Consider the following 19,816-nt stretch of genomic DNA (forward strand, 5'->3'; position numbering starts at 1 on the left):
TCAGGCCCTCGTGTCGGCCAGGATCGCGGTCAAGGTGCGCTCAACCAGCGGCAGCTTGAAGGCATTGTGTTCAGTGGGTTGTGCGCCATCGAGCAGAACGGAGGCAATCGCACGCGCGCCCTGGCGCGACTGCGCTTCGGCCGCCTCGCTGCGCCACGGCTTGTGGGCGACGCCGCCAACGCCGACACGGACGCTGCCATCGCGTTGCACAACCGCCGCAACCGACACCAGGGCAAATGCATACGAGGCGCGGTCGCGCACCTTGCGGTAGACATGCGTGCCGCCGAGCGGCTTGGGCAGGCTTACCGCGGTGATCAGTTCGCCGCGTTCCAGCACGGTTTCCAGGTGCGGCGTCTTGCCGGGCGCACGATAGAACTCGGACAGCGGCACCGCACGCGTCTGTCCATCCGGGCGCACGGTTTCGACAACCGCATCGAGGACGCGCATCGCAATGGCCATATCGCTGGGATGGGTGGCGATGCATTCTTCGCTCACGCCGATCACAGCCAACTGCCGGTTGAAGCCGCCGATGGCCGCGCACCCGCTGCCCGGCAGGCGCTTGTTGCACGGCTGATTGGTGTCGTAAAAATACGGGCAACGCGTACGTTGCAACAGGTTGCCCGCCGTGGTGGCGCGGTTGCGCAACTGCCCCGAGGCACCTGCCAGCAACGCACGTGACAGCACTGCGTAATCGCGACGCACGCGGGCGTCGGCTGCCAGATCGGTATTGCGCACCAGCGCACCGATGCGCAGGCCGCCGTCCGGCGTTTCCTCGATGGTGTCCAGGCTCAGCCCGTTGACGTCGATCAGGTGCGAGGGCGTTTCGATCTGCAGCTTCATCAGATCGAGAAGGTTGGTGCCGCCTGCGATGAATTTGGCAGCCGGCTGACGCGCCGCCTTGGCCGCTGCATCGGCGGGTGAGGTCGCGCGCTCGTAGCTAAACGCCTTCATGCGCGCTCTCCGGCAACTTCGTTGATCGCATCGACGATGTTGGAATACGCGCCGCAGCGGCAGATGTTGCCACTCATCCGCTCCTGCAATTCCGGCGTGGTGAGCCGGGTCTTGCCGGTGAGATCTTCGGTGACGTGGCTGGGAATGCCGCGCTTGACCTCGTCCAGCACCGCCACTGCCGAACAGATCTGCCCGGGCGTGCAATAGCCGCACTGGTATCCATCATGCTTGACGAAGGCCGCCTGCATCGGATGCAGCTTGTCCGGCGTGCCAAGGCCTTCGATGGTGGTGATCTTGCCGCCCTGGTGCATCACCGCCAGCGACAGGCAGGAATTCATCCGCTGCCCATCGACGATCACGGTGCAGGCACCGCACTGGCCGTGGTCGCAGCCTTTCTTGGTGCCGGTCAGCTGCAGGTGTTCGCGCAGGGCATCCAGCAAGGTGGTGCGATTGTCCAGGGTCAGCGTCACCGGCTTGCCGTTGACTTCGAACGCAACCTGGCTCGATGCATTGGCAGGCTCGACTGCCTGCCGCTGCGACATCGCAGTGGCGGCAGTTGCAGCCATCGATTGGGTTGCGGCAACGCTGGCTGCCGACGCCGTGCCAGCGATCAGTACCTCGCGACGGGTCATCTTGATATCTCTCATGGCTGGCATCTCCAACAATGCTGGCTTATACAGTTCTTAAATAATGTGCAGCGCGGCTGGTCACAATCGCGTGAGCATGCAGCGCGTGTGTGCGGATGTGAATCGGCGGTATGCCCTGATTCTAGAGCCGCTGCAGGCAGGCATTGGCGACATGGACGGCATGTGCCTATGAAACGCGCTCATCATTGTTGGCATGCGATGCGCGCCGGCCTGCGCATCGATCAAGACGCACCGGCAGCGCGTGTGTGAGTGGACAGCGGGTCGCAGCGCTTGCGGTGATGCAAGATGTTTTCTCGACATGCTGGCAGGGATGCCCGCATCCCTGCCAGCTGCGTGGGCGACGACGATCAGAGCCTCTACGCGACGCGCGCTCCGTCATTTTTCCGCTTCACCATGAGCGCCTGGCGCAGCCGGGCGCACTGTGTAGAGAACATCCAGGCAGAGAACATCCGGATGCGAACGATCAACTGCAGCGGCAACCCACGCCTAGCGCGCAGTTGCCAGGCGCGCATGGACAGCGTGCAGGCCCTGGCGTCTCGGCGTGGTACATGCCGACTCGGCGCAGCAGCCGCGCCCGCCCGGTGGCAAGCGCGGCAGTTTGCAACTGCCCCTAGAACTCCAGCACGATCTTGCCCAGGTGGCCGCCTGCCTGCTGCAACGCAAACGCGTCGGCGATCTCGTCCAGCGCGAAGGCGCGATCGATCACCGGGCGCAGCGGCAAGGCGTCCAGCGCACGCACCAGCTGCTGCTGATGCGTGCGGCTGCCGACCACCAGCCCTTGCAGGCGCTGCTGCCGGACCATCATTTCCGCGGTCGGCACCGGACCGGCGGCACCGGTCAACACGCCGATCAAGGCGATATGCCCGCCCACCCGTCCAGCACGGATCGATTGCGCCAACGTGCCCGGCCCACCGACCTCGACCACGTGATCCACGCCGCGTCCGTTGGTGATCTCCCGCACCTGCGCCGACCACTCGGCGTGCTGCCGATAGTTGATCACGTGGTCTGCACCCAGCGCGCGCGCCTTGGCCAGCTTTTCGTCGGACGACGATGTCGCAATGACGGTGGCGCCCATCGCCTTGGCAAACTGCAATGCAAAGATCGACACACCGCCGGTGCCGAGCACCAGCACGCTATCGCCGGCCTTGAGTCCGCCATTGACCACCAGGGCGCGCCATGCCGTGACGCCGGCCGTGGTCAAGGTGGCCGCTTCGGCATGGCTGTAGCCGGCCGGCGCATGCGTGAACGCGTGCGCAGCGGCCACGACTGCGGAACGCGCATACCCGTCCACGCCATCGCCAGGCGTGGTGGCAAAACCGGCACGTAGCGGCTCGCCATCCAGCCAGTCGGGAAAGAAGGTGGATACCACATGGTCGCCGACGGCGAACTCATCCACCTCCGGCCCGACGGCCTCGACTACACCGGCGCCGTCGGACATGGGGATGCGGCCATCAGCGGTCGGTGCCTGCCCCGACACCACGCCAAGGTCGTGGAAATTCAGCGAGCTTGCGTGCAGCCGCACTCTGATCTGACCGCGTGCCGGCTGCCCGGGGTCTGGCAGCGCAACGGCATGTAATGCGTTCAAACCTGCAGGATGAGCTAAACGAATGGCGCGCATACGGCACTCCCTGTTGTGATCGGCGTTCGAGATAACACGCCGGGCGTTAGCCGCATGCAGTCGAGCTGGCTTTTGGCGCTGCTGTCGGCTGCCGTGTTTCGTCGCATCGTCGAGCACGGTGACAACAGCAGGCTGGACAGCGGCGCGGTTGCATGCCAGGTGAGCGTTCCCGCAGCGCATGAGGCATCAATCACAGATCTGCATTGCACGACGCGGTGCGAGCGATTCCACGCGGCGCCAACAGCTAGGCTGGCATGGCAATTGCAACCTCCTGCTGTCCAGACAGGTACCTTCCGTGACATCGACCAGCAAGCGACGGCGGCAACGTGCACAACGCATCGCGTTGCACTTTGTGCTGAGCATTTCGTGCCTGCTGCTGCTTGGTTCGGAGTACTGGTCCATCCATGACGAGCGCACCAGCGCGCTGCATGCCGCCGAAGCACAATCGTTGAATCTCGCCAATTCGCTGGCGCAGCATGCCAGCGACACCATGACCATCGCCGATGCCGTGCTGTCCGGGTTGGTGTCGCGGGTGGAGCATGACCAGGGCTCGGCCAGTGCGCGACTGGTCATGCATGACTTTCTGGTACATGAGGCGCGTCGCTCGGACCGGTTGCACGGCATCTTCATCTATGCGGCCGATGGCACCTGGATGAGTTCGTCACTGAGCAGCACGCCCAGGACACACAACAACGCCGATCGTGCCTATTTCAAATATCACCGCGACCATCGCGACGCCCTGTCGCTGGTCGGGCCGCCGGTCCAGAGCCGCTCCGATGGTAGCTGGGTGCTCACGTTGAGCCGGCGCCTCAACACGCCCGGCGGCGAATTTGCAGGCGTTGTCCTGGTCACCCTGCAACTGAAGTATTTCCAGAACTACTACAGCAGCTTCGAGGTCGGCCCGAATGGCACCATCGGCATGACCAACGACGATGGCATCGTGCTGGTACGACGGCCCGACAAACCTGGCGTGATCGGCACCTCGATCGCCGGCACCTCGATCTACGTCACTATGCGCGCACGCAGGCACGGCACTGCGACCTATCGTTCGCCGATCGACGGCGTGGAGCGTATTTCCAGTTTCGCGCCGGCGCAGGCGTATCCACTGACCGTCTTGACCGGCGTCTCGGTCGATGACGCATTGGCCAATTGGCGCCAATCCGCGCGCCAGCGGATCATGATCGCCACCTTGGGATGCGTGCTGCTGCTGGGCGTGGGCATCTGGCTGGATCTGCAATTGCGCCGCATGCACCGCAACGAGGAAAAACTCAGCTCCGAGGCCTGGATAGATGCACTCACCGGCATTGCCAACCGGCGTGCATTCGATCACCGGCTCTCGCGCGCCTTGCAGCAGGCGGTGCATCGACAGGCGCCATTGTCGGTGCTGATGATCGATGTCGATCATTTCAAGCTCTACAACGACACCTACGGCCATGTAAATGGCGACGCCTGCCTGCGCCTGATCGCGGGCGCAATTGCCGGCTGCTCACGGCGCAGCGAAGACATTGCCGCGCGTTACGGCGGCGAAGAGTTCGGCATGATCCTGCCGCAGACAGATGCTGCCGGCGCGTTGCGACTGGCCGATGCAATCCGCAGCGCCGTCGCCGCGCTCGGCCTGATGCACATGTCCAGCCCGACCAGCGCGCACGTCACCGTCAGCGTCGGCGCAGCGACGTTCGAACCGGGCGAAGTGCCACTCAGCCCGGATGCCTTCGTGCATGACGCCGATTCGGCGCTGTATCGCGCCAAGCAGAATGGCCGGAATCGCACATCGGCCTAGCGCAGCGGACAGCACCACTGCGCTACGCCGGGTGGGCGCGTCTCGCGCTCGGAATCGGCAGGTGCCAGGCGCACGCACCCGTGCTGCGCGGCGCTCGCACCCGCCTGGCGATTGCTTGCGAGGGGGTGCCAGCCATGCCTGGTCGAGACTGGTCAGCGGCGCCGTCGTACCGGCCAGGTCAGCCTGCGCGTGCAGCCGCTTTGGAACCGCCGGCGTGCAGCGATGCCGCCAATGGCCAGCACGCAGAAGGCCCGCACAATGCGGGCCTTCCGGAATGACAAACAGGCTGGCTGCCGATCAGAACGGGATATCGTCGTCGGCAAAATCGTCCATCGGCGGTGCCGACTGCTGCTGGGCCGGCTGCTGACGACGCGGGGCATAGTCCTGACCGCCGCCCTGACCACCGCCGCCTTGCTGCTGGCGCGGCGCCTGGCTGCGCTGCGGGCGATCGCCGCCCATGCCGCCACCACCACCGCCTTCGCCACGGCCGCCCAGCATCTGCATCTCGTTGGCGACGATGTCGGTGCTGTACTTCTCCACGCCGTCCTGGCCGGTGTACTTGTCGTAGCGCAGCTCGCCTTCGACGTACACCTGCGAACCCTTGCGCAGGTACTCGCCGGCGATCTCGCCCAGCTTGCCGAAGAACACCACGCGGTGCCACTCGGTGCGCTCCTGGTTGTTGCCCTCGCGGTCCTTGCGCATGCTGGTGGTGGCCAGACTCACGCGCGTGATCGCCATGCCGGCCTGGGTGTACTTGGTGTCGGGATCGTTGCCGAGGTTGCCGACGAGGATGACTTTGTTGATGCCGCGGGCCATAGATGCTTCCGAGATGGTGCGCCGGCGCCGATGGGGCGCGGCGGTGAATGTCTTGGTGCCAATGTTACCGCACCTGCCCTGCCCCGGTGCCTGTAGGTCCCCGCAGCGCCGGGCCGGGGAATGCCGCGCCGGCAGGTCGGAATCCGGGCACTCCCGAACCTGCCCGGCGCTGACGCCGCAAGGGTTTGCGGCTGCCGTGAAGACCTCCGGACACGGCCGACGGGACGGATCTGGCCCAGACACCTATAATCGGCGCACATCACGAACGCCTGCGCATGACCATCGCCGAAGACCTCCCCACCGTCCTGGGCCTGCCCCAGATCCAGTCCCTCGCCGCGCCCGACATGGCCGCGGTCGACGCGCTGATCCGCCGCCGCCTGGCCTCGGACGTCGTGCTGATCAACCAGATCGCCGATCACATCATCTCCGCCGGCGGCAAGCGCCTGCGTCCGATGCTGGTGATGCTGGCCGGTCATGCCGCAGGTGGCTCCGGCCCGGAGCACCACCAGCTGGCGGCGATCATCGAGTTCATCCACACCTCCACCTTGTTGCATGACGACGTGGTGGACGAGTCGGACCTGCGCCGCGGGCGCAGCACCGCCAATGCGCTGTGGGGCAATGCACCCAGCGTGCTGGTCGGCGACTTCCTGTATTCGCGCAGCTTCCAGTTGATGGTGGAGCTGGATCGCATGGAAGTCATGCAGATCCTGGCCAACACCACCAACCGCATTGCCGAGGGCGAGGTGCTGCAGCTGCTGCACGTGCACAACCCCGACACCGACGAAGCCGCCTACCTGCGCGTGATCGAGCGCAAGACCGCGGTGCTGTTCGCCGCCGGCACCCGCCTGGGCGCGCTGGCCTCGGGCGCGGACGCGCAGGTGCAGCAGCGCCTGTACGACTACGGCATGCAGTTGGGCTTTGCCTTCCAGATTGCCGATGACGTCCTCGACTACGCTGCCGACGCAGCCGACCTGGGCAAGAACCTGGGCGACGACCTGGCCGAAGGCAAGGCGACCCTGCCGCTGATCCACGCCATGGCGCACTCGGATGCGGGCACCCGGGAGCGGCTGCGCCAGATCGTCGAGCAAGGCGATGCAGCCGCGATGCCGGAAGTGTTGGCCGCCATCCACGCCACCGGCGGACTGGACTACAGCCGCCAGCGCGCCGCCGAATACGCAGCCGCCGCCGAACAGGCGCTGGACACCCTGCCCGCCAGCCCGGCGGTCGCCGCATTGCGCGGCCTGGCTCGCTACGCGGTGCAACGCACGCACTGATCCGGGGCTGTACGCCCCGGACGGAAGTGGGCATTTGGGATTGGGGATTCGCAAAATCGGCTGCTTGTGCTTTCACGACTCCCGGCATGCGATGGCGCAACGACGCTCAGCCCAAAGCCCTGAGCACTGGCTCACAGGAGGATTCGAAGAACGGGACCACGCCGTTGCGAATCCCGAATCCCGAATCACCATTCCCGGCTAAAGCCCAGAGCACTAGCTCACAGGAAGATTCGAAGAACGGGACCACGCTGTTGCGAATCCCGAATCCCGAATCCCGAATCACCACTCCCTGCTATCGACCAAACCGCTCATCGAAGAAGTCGCCCAGCATGCGGTATGCGCGCGTCGCCGCACGCGGGTTGTACAGGCAGCCCGGCGGGCTGTTGGCATCGGCTTCGGCAAAGCAATGCACGGCCCCACTGAAGTTGACGAACTGCCAGTCCGCGCCGGCCGCAGTCATCTCGGTTTCGAACGCGGCGATGTCCGCCTTGGTCACGCTCTTGTCGTCGGCGCCGTTGAGTACCAGCAGCGGTGTCCTGGCCGAACCGGCGGCCGCCGGGCTGGGTGTGGCGATACCGCCGTGCAGGCTGACCACACCGGCCAGCTGCGCGCCCGCGCGCACCAGTTCCAGCACCGTGGTGCCGCCGAAGCAGAAGCCCACCGCACCGATCCGCGATGCATCCAGCGGTGCCTTGCCGGCCTGCGCCTTGAGCACGTCCACTGCCTTCAGCGCGCGGGCGCGCAGCGTCTGCGGGTCCTTCTTCAGCGCACCGGCAAACTGCCCGGCCTCGCTGTCGTTGGCCGGACGCCTGCCCTTGCCGTAGACGTCGGCAACCAGCACCACGTAGTCGTCGCCGGCCAGTTGCCTGGCCTTGGTGACCGCCGAATCGTTGACCCCGCGCCAGTTCGGCACCATCACCAGGCCTGGGCGCCTGGCGGCACCGGCATCGTCGTAGACCAGCACGCCGCTGAAGGTGTCCTTGCCGATCGTCCATTCCAGCGGCTTGGCCTGCATCGCAGCGGCGGCGGGCAACGCCAGCGACGCCAGGACACCGAACACCCCAACGCCACGCCATCTCCATTGCTTGTGCATGTGCCTGCTCCCGGGAAGGTCCGGCGAGTGTAGGCGCTGTTGCCGTGCAGGCCGGGTCATCGCCGGCGACGGCAGAGCGGTTGCGTCGGCGGCCTGCAGCCGCGATCGAAAACTCGAGGCGAATGCCCGCCATCGACCGGCGCGGTCATTGCAGCGCTACTGCACGCCCAGGCCCGGAATCGCGCTGATCATCGCCGGGTCGAACCCGGTCAGCTGCGCAAAATGGCGGCCGCGCGCGACGTAGTCGCTGTACGCGCCGAAGCTGGGCGCCCCCGGCGACAGCAGCACCACACCGCCCTGCTCGCCCAGCGCCTCGCGTGCCAGCCGCACGGCATGTTCCAGGTCGGCGGCCGCATGCAGGCCGAAGCGGCCGCTCTCGGCCAGCGGGGCCAGCAACGCATGGATCCGCGGCCCGTTCGCCCCCATGGTGACGATTTCCAGCGGCGCTTTCTGCGCCATCTGCGCGGCAAACTCCTGCCAGTCCAGCCCACGATCGTGCCCACCCACCAGCAAGGCCACACGACGCTGCGCAAAGCAGGCCAGCGCCGCAAGTGACGCATGCGGCGTGGTGCTGATCGAGTCGTTGACGTAGCTGATGCCGTCCACGCTGCCAAGCAGCTGCAGGCGGTTCGGCAACGGGCGGAAGCTCGCTGCGGCCGGCGCCAGTGCCGCAGCGTCCAGGCCCAAGGCTTCCACCGCAGCCAGCACCGCGCACAGGTTGCGCCGATTGTGTTCGCCCGGCAGCGGCACGTTGGCGGTATCGAACACGGGCTGCTCGGCGCGATACACCACATCGCCGCGCAGGTGCCAGCCATCGGGATGGTTGAACCAGCGCACCTGGCTGTCGGGCAACTGCAGCTGGGTCAGGTGCGGGTCGGCCGCGTTGAGCAAGGCGATGCGCGGGCGGCCTTCGGTGACCAGCGCCAGCTTGTCGCGCACGTAGCGCGCCTCGTCGCCATGCCAGTCCAGATGCTCGGGAAACAGGTTCAGCACCAGCGCCAATTCCGGACGCGCGCCGCTGCGCCCCACTTCACCGGTCTGGTAGCTGGACAGCTCGATCGCCCAATAGCTCGGCGGCGGTTGCGGCGCCAGCACTTCCAGCAAGGGCTGGCCGATGTTGCCGACCAGCGCGGTGCGATGGCCGGCCGCACGCAGCAGATGCGCCAGCAGCGCGGTGGTGGTGCTCTTGCCCTTGGTGCCGGTGACGCAGATGGCGCCAGGCACATAACCGTCAGGCTGCGCATGTTCGGCAAACCACAACGCGGTGCCGCCGATGAATTGCGTGCCGTGCACGGTTGCCGCGGTGTGCGCCTCGGGGCGATACGGGCTGATGCCGGGCGACTTCACCACCACCTCGAACCGGCCCAGCGCCTGCGCGCTGGCATCGGTTTCCACATGCAACGCAGCATCGGCCAGCGTCTCGAGCTCGCGCGCTTCGTCGGCGTTGCAGAACACCGTCAGCGTTTGCGTCGGCAACGCGGCGCGCAGTGCACGATACGCGGCGCGTCCTTCGCGCCCCCAACCCCATAACGCAACCGCCTTGCCCTCAAGCTGCGAAATTCGCACGCACGCGCTCCCACAGCGCCGACGGAATCCGGTGCTCGCCGTCGATGGCCAGCAACGGCTCCAGCTGCAATTCCTGCTGGTCCAGCTGCGGCTGGATCTCGCGGATGAAACGCAGCACCAGCGCGTCTTCCTTCCATTCGGCACGGCCGGCCAGCACCGCCATTGCCGCGCGCGATTCGCGGCCTTCGCCCACGCATTCGAACGGCTTGTGGTCCTGGAATTCCAGCAGCGCGTCGTAGCCGCCGGCCTGGCCTGCATCGTCGAGCAGATTGCGTCCGAAGATGTTGACCAGGCGCGTCTTGGGCATGAACGGTGCCAACGCCAGGAACACGAAATGGCACTTCGGGCAGACCCCGCACCAGCGATGCACCGGGCGCTCGCCCATGATGTGGAAGTTGCGGTTGCAGCTGGAAAAATGCGCGTCGTAGTGGTCGGTCTTGGCGAACTGGCGCGCCACCGCCAGCTCCGACAACGGCCGCAGCAACGAGTAATAGCGCAGGTCGGCCGCCACATGCCGCTGCACGTAGTCGCCGAACGCCTGCTCGAACGCCCAGCCCTTGGACCACTGGTGATTGACCTCGCCGGTGCCGGGAATCTGGCTGCCGTAACTGGCCGAACGCTCGTTGGAAAACACCACCTGGTCCACGCCATTGAGCAAGGCGGACAGCACCAGGATGGCCGAGTTCACCGCGGTGACCGGGATATGCCCGTTCCACGCGCCCTGGCGATTGAGCTCGAACAATTCCGGCGCCAGCACGCGGCCGATATTGAGCACCGGCAGACCGGTGCGCTCGGCGCAGGCACGGATCAGCTGCGAGCCGCCGATCCAGCTCACCGTCTGGTCGATGCCGGCATGCCGCAGGGCTTCGATGCTGACCAGCGAATCCTTGCCGCCGCCGATCGCCACCAACGCATGCTCGCGCAGGCCCAGCGCCGGCGCATCGGCAGTTGCCGGTGCGGCCACCGGGAAGCGGATCCTGCCGTGCAGGTTCAAGCCATTGCGGTAGGCGAACTCGCCCAGGCCGTGCAGGTAGACACTTTCCACCAGCGCGGCGGTGTCCGCGTCGATGGCGTAACCGTCGATCTGGATGGTCGGCGGTACCGCCGCCTTGAAATAGCTGACGCCGGCGATGAGGTGCAGCAGGCGCAGCGCCTGTTGCACCGCAGCGGCATGCGCGCCGTCCAGCGCGAAGGGTGCACCCGGCACCGCGACGGTCTCGACCAGTTCCGGCCCTTGGTCGAAGGCATACACCAGCGTCGCCACGCCGGTCTGTGCGTCGAGTGCGCAACGCACGAAACGGAAGGTGGAGATCTGGTGTTTGTCGAAAGCGCTCATGGACTACCTGCAGGAACACGTACGCGACGCAGATAACGCCGGCACAGGACATATTCAATCATGGAAAACGGCACCACGGCCCACAGCAGCGGCAGGCAACCGAACAGCACCGCCAGCACCAGCACATCCGGGCGTGCGGCCGTCGCATCGCCGGACACCGCGAAGGCGACTGCGAGATACAGCGCCACCACAGGTACATAACTCAGCGCGCTCAACAACACCGTGCGCACCGCCATCCCGCCACTGCGGCGTGCCGGAGCCCGCGCATCGCGTCGACGTTGCCAACGCCCGGCCAGCCATGCGCCGATACCGGCGGCGACCAACGCGGGCAGCGCCCATTTGAAGATGTCGCTCCACGGCATGCCCAGGCTCAGTTGCTGGAGCGCGGTGGCGAACACGATCGCCCCGCCACCGGCCAGCGTACTGAGCGCAACGAATTCAGCCTGCGGGCGCATCGATCACCTCTTCGCGCGGCAATTCGCGCTGGTTGTAAGTGCTGGCCATCGAGTAGCCATAGGCACCGGCATCGGCCACCAGCATCACATCGCCCGGCGCGGTGGCGGCAGGCAGACGACGGCGCTTGCCGAACACGTCGGAGGATTCGCAGATCGGCCCGACGATATCGAAGCTGCCATCGGCCGGCGCGTCGAGCTGGCTGAGGTTCTCGATGTCGTGCCAGGCGTCGTACAAGGCCGGGCGGATCAGCGTGTTCATGCCCGCATCCAGGCCCACGCGCTGCACGCCATCCTTTTCGATCACCTGGGTCACCTGCGCCAGCAGCACGCCGGCTTCGGCCACCAGGTAGCGGCCCGGCTCGATCGCCAGGCGATAGCCCGGATGCACCGCCTTGACCTCGGCCAGGCCCTTGGCCCACACCTCCAGGTCGAACGGCTCGTCCTCGGCGCTGTAGGGAATCGGCAGGCCGCCACCGATGTCGATGGTCTCCACCGTGCCGATGCGGCGCGCAAAGCCGGCCAGTTCGTCGTACATCATCCGCCAGTGTTCGCCGGTCTCCACGCCACTGCCCAGGTGCGCATGCACGCCGGTGATGGTGACCTCGAGCGTGCGCGCCACCTCCACGAACTCATCCACCCGCGTGGACGACAACCCGAACTTGGACGCCTTCCCGCCGGTGTTGACCTTCTCGTGATGCCCGTCGCCATGCCCCAGGTCGATGCGCAACCACACGTTGCGGCCACGGAACACCTCCGGCCAGCGCCGCAATGCTTCGACGTTGTCTACGGTGACGGTCACGCCCAGCGCGAATCCGGCTTCGTATTCGGCCTTGGGCGCGAAGCTCGGCGTGAACAGCACGCGCCGCGGCGACAGCTCGGGCAAGGTGTCGAACACGCGGCGCAGCTCGCCGTGCGAGACGCATTCCAGGCCGAACCCGGCCTGTTCCAGCGCCATCAGGATCGCCGGATGCGCATTGGCCTTGATTGCGTAATAACGCTGATCCACCGCTGCGATCTGCGCCAGCGCCTGCGCGCGGGCGCGCACGGTGGGCAGGTGATAAACGTAACGCGGCGTGCCGGCCCTGGACAGCGTCAGCAGATGCGCGCGCTCGGCATGCCACCACGGCGTGGGCCGCGGGCGCACCGAACCGATGATCTGCCGCCAGCGCGGACCGAACACCTCGCCTTCGCTCACCGGCATCGCGCCGCTGTCGATCAATTCCGCATGCAGGATCGGCAGCAGGCCATCGGCATCGGCTTCGTCGATGACGAAGGTCAGATTCAGGTCGTTGGACGACTGCGAGATCATGTGCACGCGTTCCTGCCCGAACGTGGCCCACACATCGGAAAGCTTGTGCAGCAGCGAGCGCATGCCGCGCCCGACCAGGGTGATTGCCGCGCAGGGAACAATGATCTTGACCTTGCAGATCTGCGACAGATCAGCCGACAGCGCGGCCAGCACGTCGGTGTTGACCAGGTTCTCGCTCGGGTCCAGCGACACGGTGACATTGGTCTCGGCCGAACCGATCAGGTCCACCGACAGGCCGTGCTTCTTGAACAGCGTAAACACATCGGCCAGGAAGCCGACCTGCTGCCACATGCCGATACCTTCCATCGACACCAGCACGATGCCGTTGCGGCGGCTGATCGCCTTGACGCCCGGCACCGGCTCGGCATTGCCGTCGATGCTGGTGCCGGGCAGATCGGGGCGCTCGGTATCCAGGATCGCCATCGGCACGCCGGAATCGCGGCATGGCTTGATCGAGCGCGGGTGCAGCACCTTGGCGCCGGTGGTGGCGATTTCCTGCGCTTCGTAATAGTCCAGGCGGGTCAGCAGCCGCGCGTCCGGCACTTCCTTGGGATTGGCGCTGAACATGCCGGGCACGTCGGTCCAGATCTCCACGCGGCTGGCGCCGAGCAGTGCACCGAAATACGCCGCCGAGGTATCCGAACCGCCACGCCCCAGGATCGCGGTGCCGCCATCGGCGTGCCGCGAAATGAAGCCCTGGGTGATCAACAGGCGGGTGGGCTGCGCATCGAAACGCGCGCGCCAGTCGGCGTCGGACTGCCATTGGCAGGACACCGACAGGCGCTTGGACCATTCGCTCTGATTGGGCTGCGGCGGCAGCGCCGACAGCCACTGGCGCGCATCCAGCCAGCCCATGTCCAGGCCGCTGGCATGCAGGTACGCCGCACCGATGGTGGAAGACAGCAACTCGCCCTGCCCCAGCACCTCGGCCTGCCAGTCCAGCGTGCGCGCGGCCGCGCGCGCGTCGCCGACCAAGGCATGCAAGGCGGCCAGGCGCTCGCCCAGCACCGCATCGGCATCCAGCTCCAGCTCGGCCAGGAACTGGCGGTGACGCTGCTCCAGCGCGGCCACGCGCTGGGCGCTGTCGGCGGCGCCATCGGCGATCGCGGTGAGTTCGTTGGTCACGCCCGACAATGCAGACACCACCACCAACACGCGGCCGCCGGTCTCGTTGGCCCGTTTGCTCGCCAGTTTTCCAATCGTGTCCCAGCGATGACGACGCGACACCGAGGTGCCGCCGAACTTGAGGACGATCCAACGATCGGTAGAGTGGGGAGCTGACATGGAGATAGGCGTTTAGGATGAGGGGGAAAACGCCCGGTACGCCGGGCGGAACCTCCGATTCTACTGCCAATGTCGCCCGCATGACCCCGCGTGCGGTCACAGCATGCCGAGCGCCGCTTTCACTACTGCAACGGTTTGCGCTGCAACCATCGCGCGCCTTCCATCGATCGAGATCCATGCCCCATGAGCAAGCATCGCTACCTGCAACTGGATGTCTTCGGCGGCCAGCACGGCAACGGCAATCCGTTGGGCGTGGTGCTCAACGCGCAGGCGTTGTCGTCCGCGCAGATGCAGCAGATCGCCGCGTGGCTGAACCTGTCGGAGACGATCTTTTTCCTGCCGGTCAGCGCACCCGATGCGGATTACCACATCCGCATCTTCACCCCGCGCGCCGAGTTGCCGTTTGCCGGCCACCCCAGCGTCGGCGCCGCATGGGCGGCGGCAACCCACGGGCTGGTGGCATTCAAGCCAGACGGCCGGATGCGCCAGCAATGTGCGGCGGGCGTGCTGCCGGTGCAGGTGGTCGACCGGCATGGCGCCCTGCTGGTGCGGCTGCAGGCACCGCGTGCGCAAGCGATCGAGACAGGCGGGATCCATGCCGCGGCGTTACGCGATGCCTGCGCGGGTCTGCGCGTGGCCGACCACCCGGCCGCCCTCTGGAACAACGGCCCCGGCTGGTGGCTGCTGGAACTGGCCGACGCGCAAGCGGTACGCCAGGCGACGCCCGATTTGTCTGCGATCACCCGCCTGACCCAGGCCAGCGCGGCCACCGGCCTGGCCATCTACGCGCCGCAGGCCAATGGCGACGCGGACCTGGTGGTACGCGCCTTCTGCCCCGGCGACGGCATTGCGGAAGATCCGGTCACCGGTAGCGCCAACGCCTGCATTGCCGCGCGCCTGCACGGCCAGGGCCGCGTGCCGGGCGGGACGTCGCGCTATGTCGCCAGCCAGGGCCGCGAGGTCGGCCGCGACGGCCGCGTCCACGTGGAGGTGGATCACCAAGGCGAGGTCTGGATCGGCGGAAGGACCCGGCAAGTGATCGAAGGCCGCATCGATTGGTAAGCTGCCGCGCCCTGTTCGCGGATCCGCCACCATGACCACCCGCCGCTTCCTGCAACTGGATGTGTTCTCCGCCCGCCCCGGCAGCGGCAACCCGCTGGCAGTGGTGCTGGACGCCGAAGGCCTGGACGATGCCGCGATGCAGGCCATCGCACGCTGGACCAAGCTGCCGGAAACCACCTTCGTGTTTGCGGCGCCGGACGCACACAGCAGTTATCGGCTGCGGATGTTTTCGCCACAAAAGGAAGTGCCGTTTGCCGGCCACCCCAGCGTGGGCACCGCACATGCGGTGCTGGAGGCCGGCCTGGCCGCGCCCGACGACGGCGTGCTGATCCAGGACGGCATCGCCGGCCAGTTGCCGCTGCGCGTGGAGCAGATCTCAGGCCACCGCAGCATCGCCATCCGCACCCCGCGCGCGCGCGTGGCCGAGCAGGTGCAGGCCGACGACCCGCGCCTGCGCGATGCATTGCGCGGCTGGCCCCTCGGCGGGCTGCCGCCCGCGCTGATGGACGGCGGCCGCACCTGGTGGGTGGTGGAACTGGCCAGCGAGGCGGCACTGCGCGGCCTGCAGCCTGATTGGGAGGCGATCGCCGCGCTGGCCGAATCCACCGGCAGCATGGGCGTGTTCGCCTATGCCGGCGCCGCAGCGCCCGGCGCCTACGATCTGGCGGTGCGCGCCTTCGTCGGCAATGGCCGGCGCTTCGAAGATGCCGCCTCCGGCGCGGCCAATGCGGTGCTTGCCGCCTGGCTGGACAGTCGCAACGCATTGCCCGGCAAGGAACGCCGTTATGTGGTCAGCCAGGGCCGCGAGATCGGCTTCGACGCCTTGCTGGAATTGCGCATCGATGCCAATGGCGACGTATGGTCGGGCGGCCAGGTGCAGACGGTGATTCGCGGCACGCTGGATTGGGCGTGATCGCCGCCTCAAGCGGCTGATGGAGATCGCCCGAGCACGGCGCGATGCCGCGGCGCTCAGTCGGGACGCACGTCCACGCGCACGCGGATGCGATCGCCCGGGTTGTAGTCGCTACGCGTGTGATAGGTGCGGCCCGCGTATTCGTACGTCACGTCGTAGCCATCGACACGATCGCGTTCGCGGCGGTAGGACACCGGCTCGCAGACGCTGACATTGCCCTGGTAGTTGCGGTTATTGGCTTCGTAGATCGAACGGCCTGCCGCGACACCGGCCATGGTGCCGACGGCGGTACCGACCAGACGGCCATTGCCGCCACCGACCTGGCTGCCGAGCACCGCACCGGCGATTCCGCCGATCACGCTGGCCACCCCGCGATTGGACACGCCGGCCTGGCCGTAGCTGCCACCATCGCGGTAGTAACCATCGTTGCTGGTGTAGTAGCCGTCGGCCGGGCGGTTGTAGCAGCGTTCGCTGCTGCGCTCGTTGTACGTATCGGTGACGATGATCGGGTCCACGCGTACCACCCGCGCGTATTCGTAGCGACCATCCTCGTAGTTGCCACGTCCGTTGTAGCCGCTGTCATAGCGCTGCGCGGTTGCATTGCCTGCAACGGCCAGACCCACCACCAGAGCACCAAGCACGAGAGTTTTCATTGCAGCAGCTTCACAGGGAGGACACGCAACCGATGCTCGGCCTGCGCCAGTGAAACCGCCCTGAACCGAACTGCCCCTGCAAAGCCCTATTCAGGTCGCCGCCAGCTGCGTACGCCGGCCACCATCGCCGGCGCACGCACAAGGATCACGCCTGGTTGGAAAACTCGCTTTCCAGGCTGATCGGCACAGCGCTCAGCGCCTTGGACACCGGGCAGTTCTTCTTGGCGGTGTCGGCCAGCTCGCGGAACTTGGCTTCGTCGATCCCCGGCACCACGGCGGTGAGCTTGAGGCGGATCTGCGACAGCTGCGGGCCGCCTTCCATCGACAGGTCCACGTCTGCACGCGTGTCCAGCGAGGTCGGCGGAAAACCGGCTTCGCTCAGCTGAGCGGACAGCGCCATGGTGAAGCAGCCGGCATGCGCAGCGGCGATCAGTTCTTCCGGGTTGGTGCCCTTCTCGTCGCCGAAGCGGCTGCTGAAGGCGTAACGGGTCTTGTCCATCAGCCCGCTCTGCGGTGTGCTGAGTTGGCCCTTGCCGGTCTTGAGGTCGCCTTCCCAGTGAGCGGTGGCGTGACGTGAAATACCCATTGCGATCTCCTGCGATGAAAGGAGCGGTCACGATAGGCGAGTGGATGTTATGGCGTGGTGCCGGGATTCGGGATTCGGGATTCGGGATTCGGGATTCGGGATTCGGGAATCGGGAATCGGGAATCGGGAATCGGGAATCGGGAATCGTAAGAGCAGGCTGCGCGCGCGTTCTGATGGCAAGGGTTTTGCGGGCGTCTTCGCGAAGACGCTCGGCCGGCGGCGACCGCGACCGCATTGTGGATGCGCGGTCGCGTCGCCGGGCTGGCTCAACCTAGCAGGGTTTCCAGTACGGCCATGCGTACCGCCACGCCGTTGGCGACCTGGCGCAGCACGCACGATTGCGCGCCATCGGCGACTTCGTCGGTGATTTCCACACCGCGGTTGATCGGGCCCGGATGCAGCACGGCGGCGTCCCGGCCGGCGCGTGCCAGGCGCTCGCGGGTGAGTCCGTAGTCGGCGTGATACTGCTCCAGCGATGGCACCAGGCCTTCTTCCATGCGCTCGCGCTGCAGGCGCAGCATCATCAAGGCGTCGGCACCGTCCAGCATGGCGTCGAAGTCCTGGCCGACCACGCAACCGTCCAGCATGTCGTCGTCGGGCAGCAGGCTGGCCGGACCGCAGACGCGGATCTCGCCGGCACCCAGCGTGCGCAGTGCATGCAGGTCCGAGCGCGCCACGCGCGAGTGCTTCACGTCGCCGACAATCACCACCTTGAGCTTGGAAAAATCGGTGCCCTTGGCCTGGCGCAGGGTCAGCATGTCCAGCAGGCCCTGGGTGGGATGCGCACTGCGGCCGTCACCGGCATTGATCAGCGCGGTGCCCTCGCCTGCGGCCGCGGCCAGCGCTTCGACCGCACCGTCGTCGGGATGGCGCACCACAAAGCCGCGCACGCCCATCGCCTCGAGGTTCTTCAAGGTGTCGCGTGCGGTCTCGCCCTTGCGGGTCGAGGAGGTCGAGGCATCGAAGTTGAGTACATCCGCGCCCAGCCGCTGCGCAGCCAGGTGGAACGAGCTGCGCGTGCGCGTGGACGGTTCAAAGAACAGCGTGCACACCGCGGTGCCGGCGAGCACGCTGCGCTTGCCTACGCGCCCCACCGCCGCGTCGCGGATCTGGCCGGCACGATCGAGCAGTTGCAGCAGCGTGGTGCGCGGCAGTCCTTCCAGGGTGAGCAGGTGGCGCAGGCGTCCGTCCGAATCGAGTTGCATGGTGGTCATCGCAGGTCGGGAGTGTCAGGGAAGAAGGGTGGCTTGGTCGGGTGCGGCCAACCAGCGTTCGACGATCACCGCGGCCGCCATCGCGTCCAGCGCCTCGGCATCGCGGCGGCGCTTGCGCCCGTCGGCGCGCTCGCGCGCGAAGCGCTGCGCAGCTTCGACCGAACTGGAGCGCTCGTCGATCAGTACCACCGGCAGCGCATAGCGCTCGCGCAGTTGGCGGGCAAAGGCATGTGCGCGCTTGCGTGCGGGTTGATCCTTGTCGTCCAGGGTCAGCGGGTCGCCGACCACCAGGCCGTCGGGGCGCCATTCCTTGTGCACGCGGTCCAGCGCGACCCAGTCCGGGCCATTCGCATGCACAGGGATGACCGCCACTGCACGCGCACCGGCGCCCAATGCGGTACCGACCGCCACGCCGATCCGGCGCGACCCCACGTCGAAGCCCAGCACCGTGCCATCGGGGCGGATCGCGCCCGCCTCAGGCATGCCCGGAATAATCCGTCAGCCGGAACAGATCCACGCCGATGCGCCCGGCAGCGGTCTGCCAGCGATCTTCCAGCGCGGTGGCGAACAGCACATTGGCATCCGACGGCGCGGTCAGCCAGCTGTTCTCGCCCAGTTCGAATTCCAGTTGCCCCGCGCCCCAGCCGGCACAGCCCAGTGCCACCAGCGCATTGCGCGGGCCTTCGCCGGCCGCCATGGCTTCGAGGATGTCGCGCGAGGTGGTCAGGTACACGCCCTGCCCCACTTCCAGGCTGGAATCCCAGTCGCGCGCATCGTCGTGGATGACGAAACCGCGTTCCGGGTGCACCGGCCCGCCGCTGAGCACGACCTGCTCACGCAGGTGGTCGTCGACGGTGTCGATGCCCATCTGCGACAGGACCTCGCCCAGGGTGTATTCGGAGGGCCGGTTGACCAGCACGCCCATGGCGCCGTTCTCGTCGTGCTGGCAGATCAGCGCGACGCTACGCGAAAAGGTGGGATCGGACAGCGCCGGAAGCGCGATCAGCAGTTGGTTGGCCAGAGGCGTGGGAAAAACGGACATGGCCGCATTCTAGCCGTTCGCTTCGCCGCGCGCAGAGCCGCTGCCATACTTGCTGCACGCGGACGTGATTGGACTGCCGATGTGACCGATGGACTTGGACCTTGCAGACGCCACCGATGGTCCGGCAGGCAAGACCGGCCCATTCAGATTGCTGGCGGCTGCGCAGCGGCCCTACAGGCTGTGCCTTACCGCGATCGATCTGCTCCGGTACGGCAGT

Annotated in this window: 18 protein-coding genes; 4 read left to right on the forward strand and 14 right to left on the reverse strand. The window is 66.9% G+C overall.

Annotation, left to right across the window (positions count from 1 at the left end; all coding sequences use genetic code 11):
• The 3 genes from H7A86_RS14025 to H7A86_RS14035 all read right to left on the reverse strand — a co-directional run bounded on the left by H7A86_RS14025 (window position 1) and on the right by H7A86_RS14035 (window position 3,216).
• Window positions 1–951, reverse strand: a complete 951-nt coding sequence (locus H7A86_RS14025; protein WP_119131219.1) for an FAD binding domain-containing protein — start codon at window positions 949–951, stop codon at window positions 1–3.
• A complete protein-coding gene (paoA, locus tag H7A86_RS14030; RefSeq protein WP_164739145.1) occupies window positions 948–1,598 on the reverse strand; it encodes an aldehyde dehydrogenase iron-sulfur subunit PaoA in 651 nt (216 codons plus the stop codon). Before paoA ends, H7A86_RS14025 begins: the two co-directional genes overlap by 4 nt.
• Window positions 1,599–2,208: 610 nt before the next feature.
• The gene (locus tag H7A86_RS14035; RefSeq protein ID WP_104583106.1) at window positions 2,209–3,216 is read right to left on the reverse strand and encodes a zinc-dependent alcohol dehydrogenase family protein; all 1,008 of its coding nucleotides are present in this window, start codon (window positions 3,214–3,216) and stop codon (window positions 2,209–2,211) included.
• A 295-nt stretch (window positions 3,217–3,511) separates the two neighbouring features.
• Here H7A86_RS14035 and H7A86_RS14040 point away from each other — a divergent pair, with 295 nt between their 5' ends.
• Entirely contained in the window at window positions 3,512–4,996 is a 1,485-nt protein-coding gene (locus H7A86_RS14040; protein WP_104583105.1) for a sensor domain-containing diguanylate cyclase, read from the forward strand.
• Between the two features lie 297 nt (window positions 4,997–5,293).
• Here H7A86_RS14040 and H7A86_RS14045 read toward each other — a convergent pair whose 3' ends face one another.
• Window positions 5,294–5,812, reverse strand: a complete 519-nt coding sequence (locus H7A86_RS14045) for a single-stranded DNA-binding protein (protein ID WP_104583104.1) — start codon at window positions 5,810–5,812, stop codon at window positions 5,294–5,296.
• A 275-nt stretch (window positions 5,813–6,087) separates the two neighbouring features.
• Between H7A86_RS14045 and H7A86_RS14050 the strand changes: the two genes are divergently transcribed.
• Window positions 6,088–7,086: a polyprenyl synthetase family protein gene (locus H7A86_RS14050; RefSeq protein WP_119131218.1), complete on the forward strand. Its 999-nt coding sequence runs from the start codon at window positions 6,088–6,090 to the stop codon at window positions 7,084–7,086.
• A gap of 292 nt (window positions 7,087–7,378) precedes the next feature.
• On the opposite strand, the gene H7A86_RS14055 is transcribed toward H7A86_RS14050, so the two are convergent.
• The 5 genes from H7A86_RS14055 to H7A86_RS14075 all read right to left on the reverse strand — a co-directional run bounded on the left by H7A86_RS14055 (window position 7,379) and on the right by H7A86_RS14075 (window position 14,129).
• Complete coding sequence (locus H7A86_RS14055) at window positions 7,379–8,179, reverse strand: dienelactone hydrolase family protein (RefSeq protein WP_164739146.1); 801 nt, start codon at window positions 8,177–8,179, stop codon at window positions 7,379–7,381.
• Window positions 8,180–8,335: 156 nt separating this feature from the next.
• Complete coding sequence (murD, locus tag H7A86_RS14060) at window positions 8,336–9,745, reverse strand: UDP-N-acetylmuramoyl-L-alanine--D-glutamate ligase (RefSeq protein ID WP_119131217.1); 1,410 nt, start codon at window positions 9,743–9,745, stop codon at window positions 8,336–8,338.
• Window positions 9,726–11,081, reverse strand: coding sequence for a UDP-N-acetyl-alpha-D-muramoyl-L-alanyl-L-glutamate epimerase (murL, locus tag H7A86_RS14065; protein WP_115677627.1), 1,356 nt, complete (start codon window positions 11,079–11,081; stop codon window positions 9,726–9,728). Before murL ends, murD begins: the two co-directional genes overlap by 20 nt.
• Window positions 11,078–11,536: a hypothetical protein gene (locus H7A86_RS14070; RefSeq protein WP_119131216.1), complete on the reverse strand. Its 459-nt coding sequence runs from the start codon at window positions 11,534–11,536 to the stop codon at window positions 11,078–11,080. Before H7A86_RS14070 ends, murL begins: the two co-directional genes overlap by 4 nt.
• The gene (locus H7A86_RS14075; RefSeq protein ID WP_119131215.1) at window positions 11,520–14,129 is read right to left on the reverse strand and encodes a bifunctional aspartate kinase/diaminopimelate decarboxylase; all 2,610 of its coding nucleotides are present in this window, start codon (window positions 14,127–14,129) and stop codon (window positions 11,520–11,522) included. The genes H7A86_RS14070 and H7A86_RS14075 overlap by 17 nt, the downstream gene beginning before the upstream one ends.
• Window positions 14,130–14,312: 183 nt before the next feature.
• Between H7A86_RS14075 and H7A86_RS14080 the strand changes: the two genes are divergently transcribed.
• Together H7A86_RS14080 and H7A86_RS14085 are read left to right on the forward strand one after the other, a co-directional pair.
• A complete protein-coding gene (locus tag H7A86_RS14080; RefSeq protein ID WP_119131214.1) occupies window positions 14,313–15,191 on the forward strand; it encodes a PhzF family phenazine biosynthesis protein in 879 nt (292 codons plus the stop codon).
• Window positions 15,192–15,222: 31 nt separating this feature from the next.
• Window positions 15,223–16,104, forward strand: a complete 882-nt coding sequence (locus H7A86_RS14085) for a PhzF family phenazine biosynthesis protein (RefSeq protein WP_119131213.1) — start codon at window positions 15,223–15,225, stop codon at window positions 16,102–16,104.
• A 56-nt stretch (window positions 16,105–16,160) separates the two neighbouring features.
• Here the strand turns inward: H7A86_RS14085 and H7A86_RS14090 are convergent, their stop codons facing one another.
• The 5 genes from H7A86_RS14090 to H7A86_RS14110 form a co-directional block, all read right to left on the reverse strand.
• Window positions 16,161–16,757 carry a glycine zipper 2TM domain-containing protein gene (locus H7A86_RS14090; RefSeq protein ID WP_164740935.1) on the reverse strand — a complete coding sequence of 199 codons (597 nt, stop codon included), beginning with the start codon at window positions 16,755–16,757 and terminating at the stop codon, window positions 16,161–16,163.
• Between the two features lie 145 nt (window positions 16,758–16,902).
• Complete coding sequence (locus tag H7A86_RS14095; protein WP_104583095.1) at window positions 16,903–17,343, reverse strand: OsmC family protein; 441 nt, start codon at window positions 17,341–17,343, stop codon at window positions 16,903–16,905.
• Window positions 17,344–17,609: 266 nt separating this feature from the next.
• The gene (locus tag H7A86_RS14100; protein ID WP_104583093.1) at window positions 17,610–18,557 is read right to left on the reverse strand and encodes an aspartate carbamoyltransferase catalytic subunit; all 948 of its coding nucleotides are present in this window, start codon (window positions 18,555–18,557) and stop codon (window positions 17,610–17,612) included.
• A gap of 15 nt (window positions 18,558–18,572) precedes the next feature.
• Complete coding sequence (ruvX, locus tag H7A86_RS14105) at window positions 18,573–19,040, reverse strand: Holliday junction resolvase RuvX (RefSeq protein ID WP_104583092.1); 468 nt, start codon at window positions 19,038–19,040, stop codon at window positions 18,573–18,575.
• Window positions 19,033–19,599 carry a YqgE/AlgH family protein gene (locus tag H7A86_RS14110; protein WP_119131211.1) on the reverse strand — a complete coding sequence of 189 codons (567 nt, stop codon included), beginning with the start codon at window positions 19,597–19,599 and terminating at the stop codon, window positions 19,033–19,035. Before H7A86_RS14110 ends, ruvX begins: the two co-directional genes overlap by 8 nt.
• Window positions 19,600–19,816 lie beyond the last annotated feature (217 nt).

The sequence above is a fragment of the Xanthomonas euroxanthea genome (assembly GCF_903989455.1).
GTDB classification, from domain to species: domain Bacteria; phylum Pseudomonadota; class Gammaproteobacteria; order Xanthomonadales; family Xanthomonadaceae; genus Xanthomonas; species Xanthomonas euroxanthea.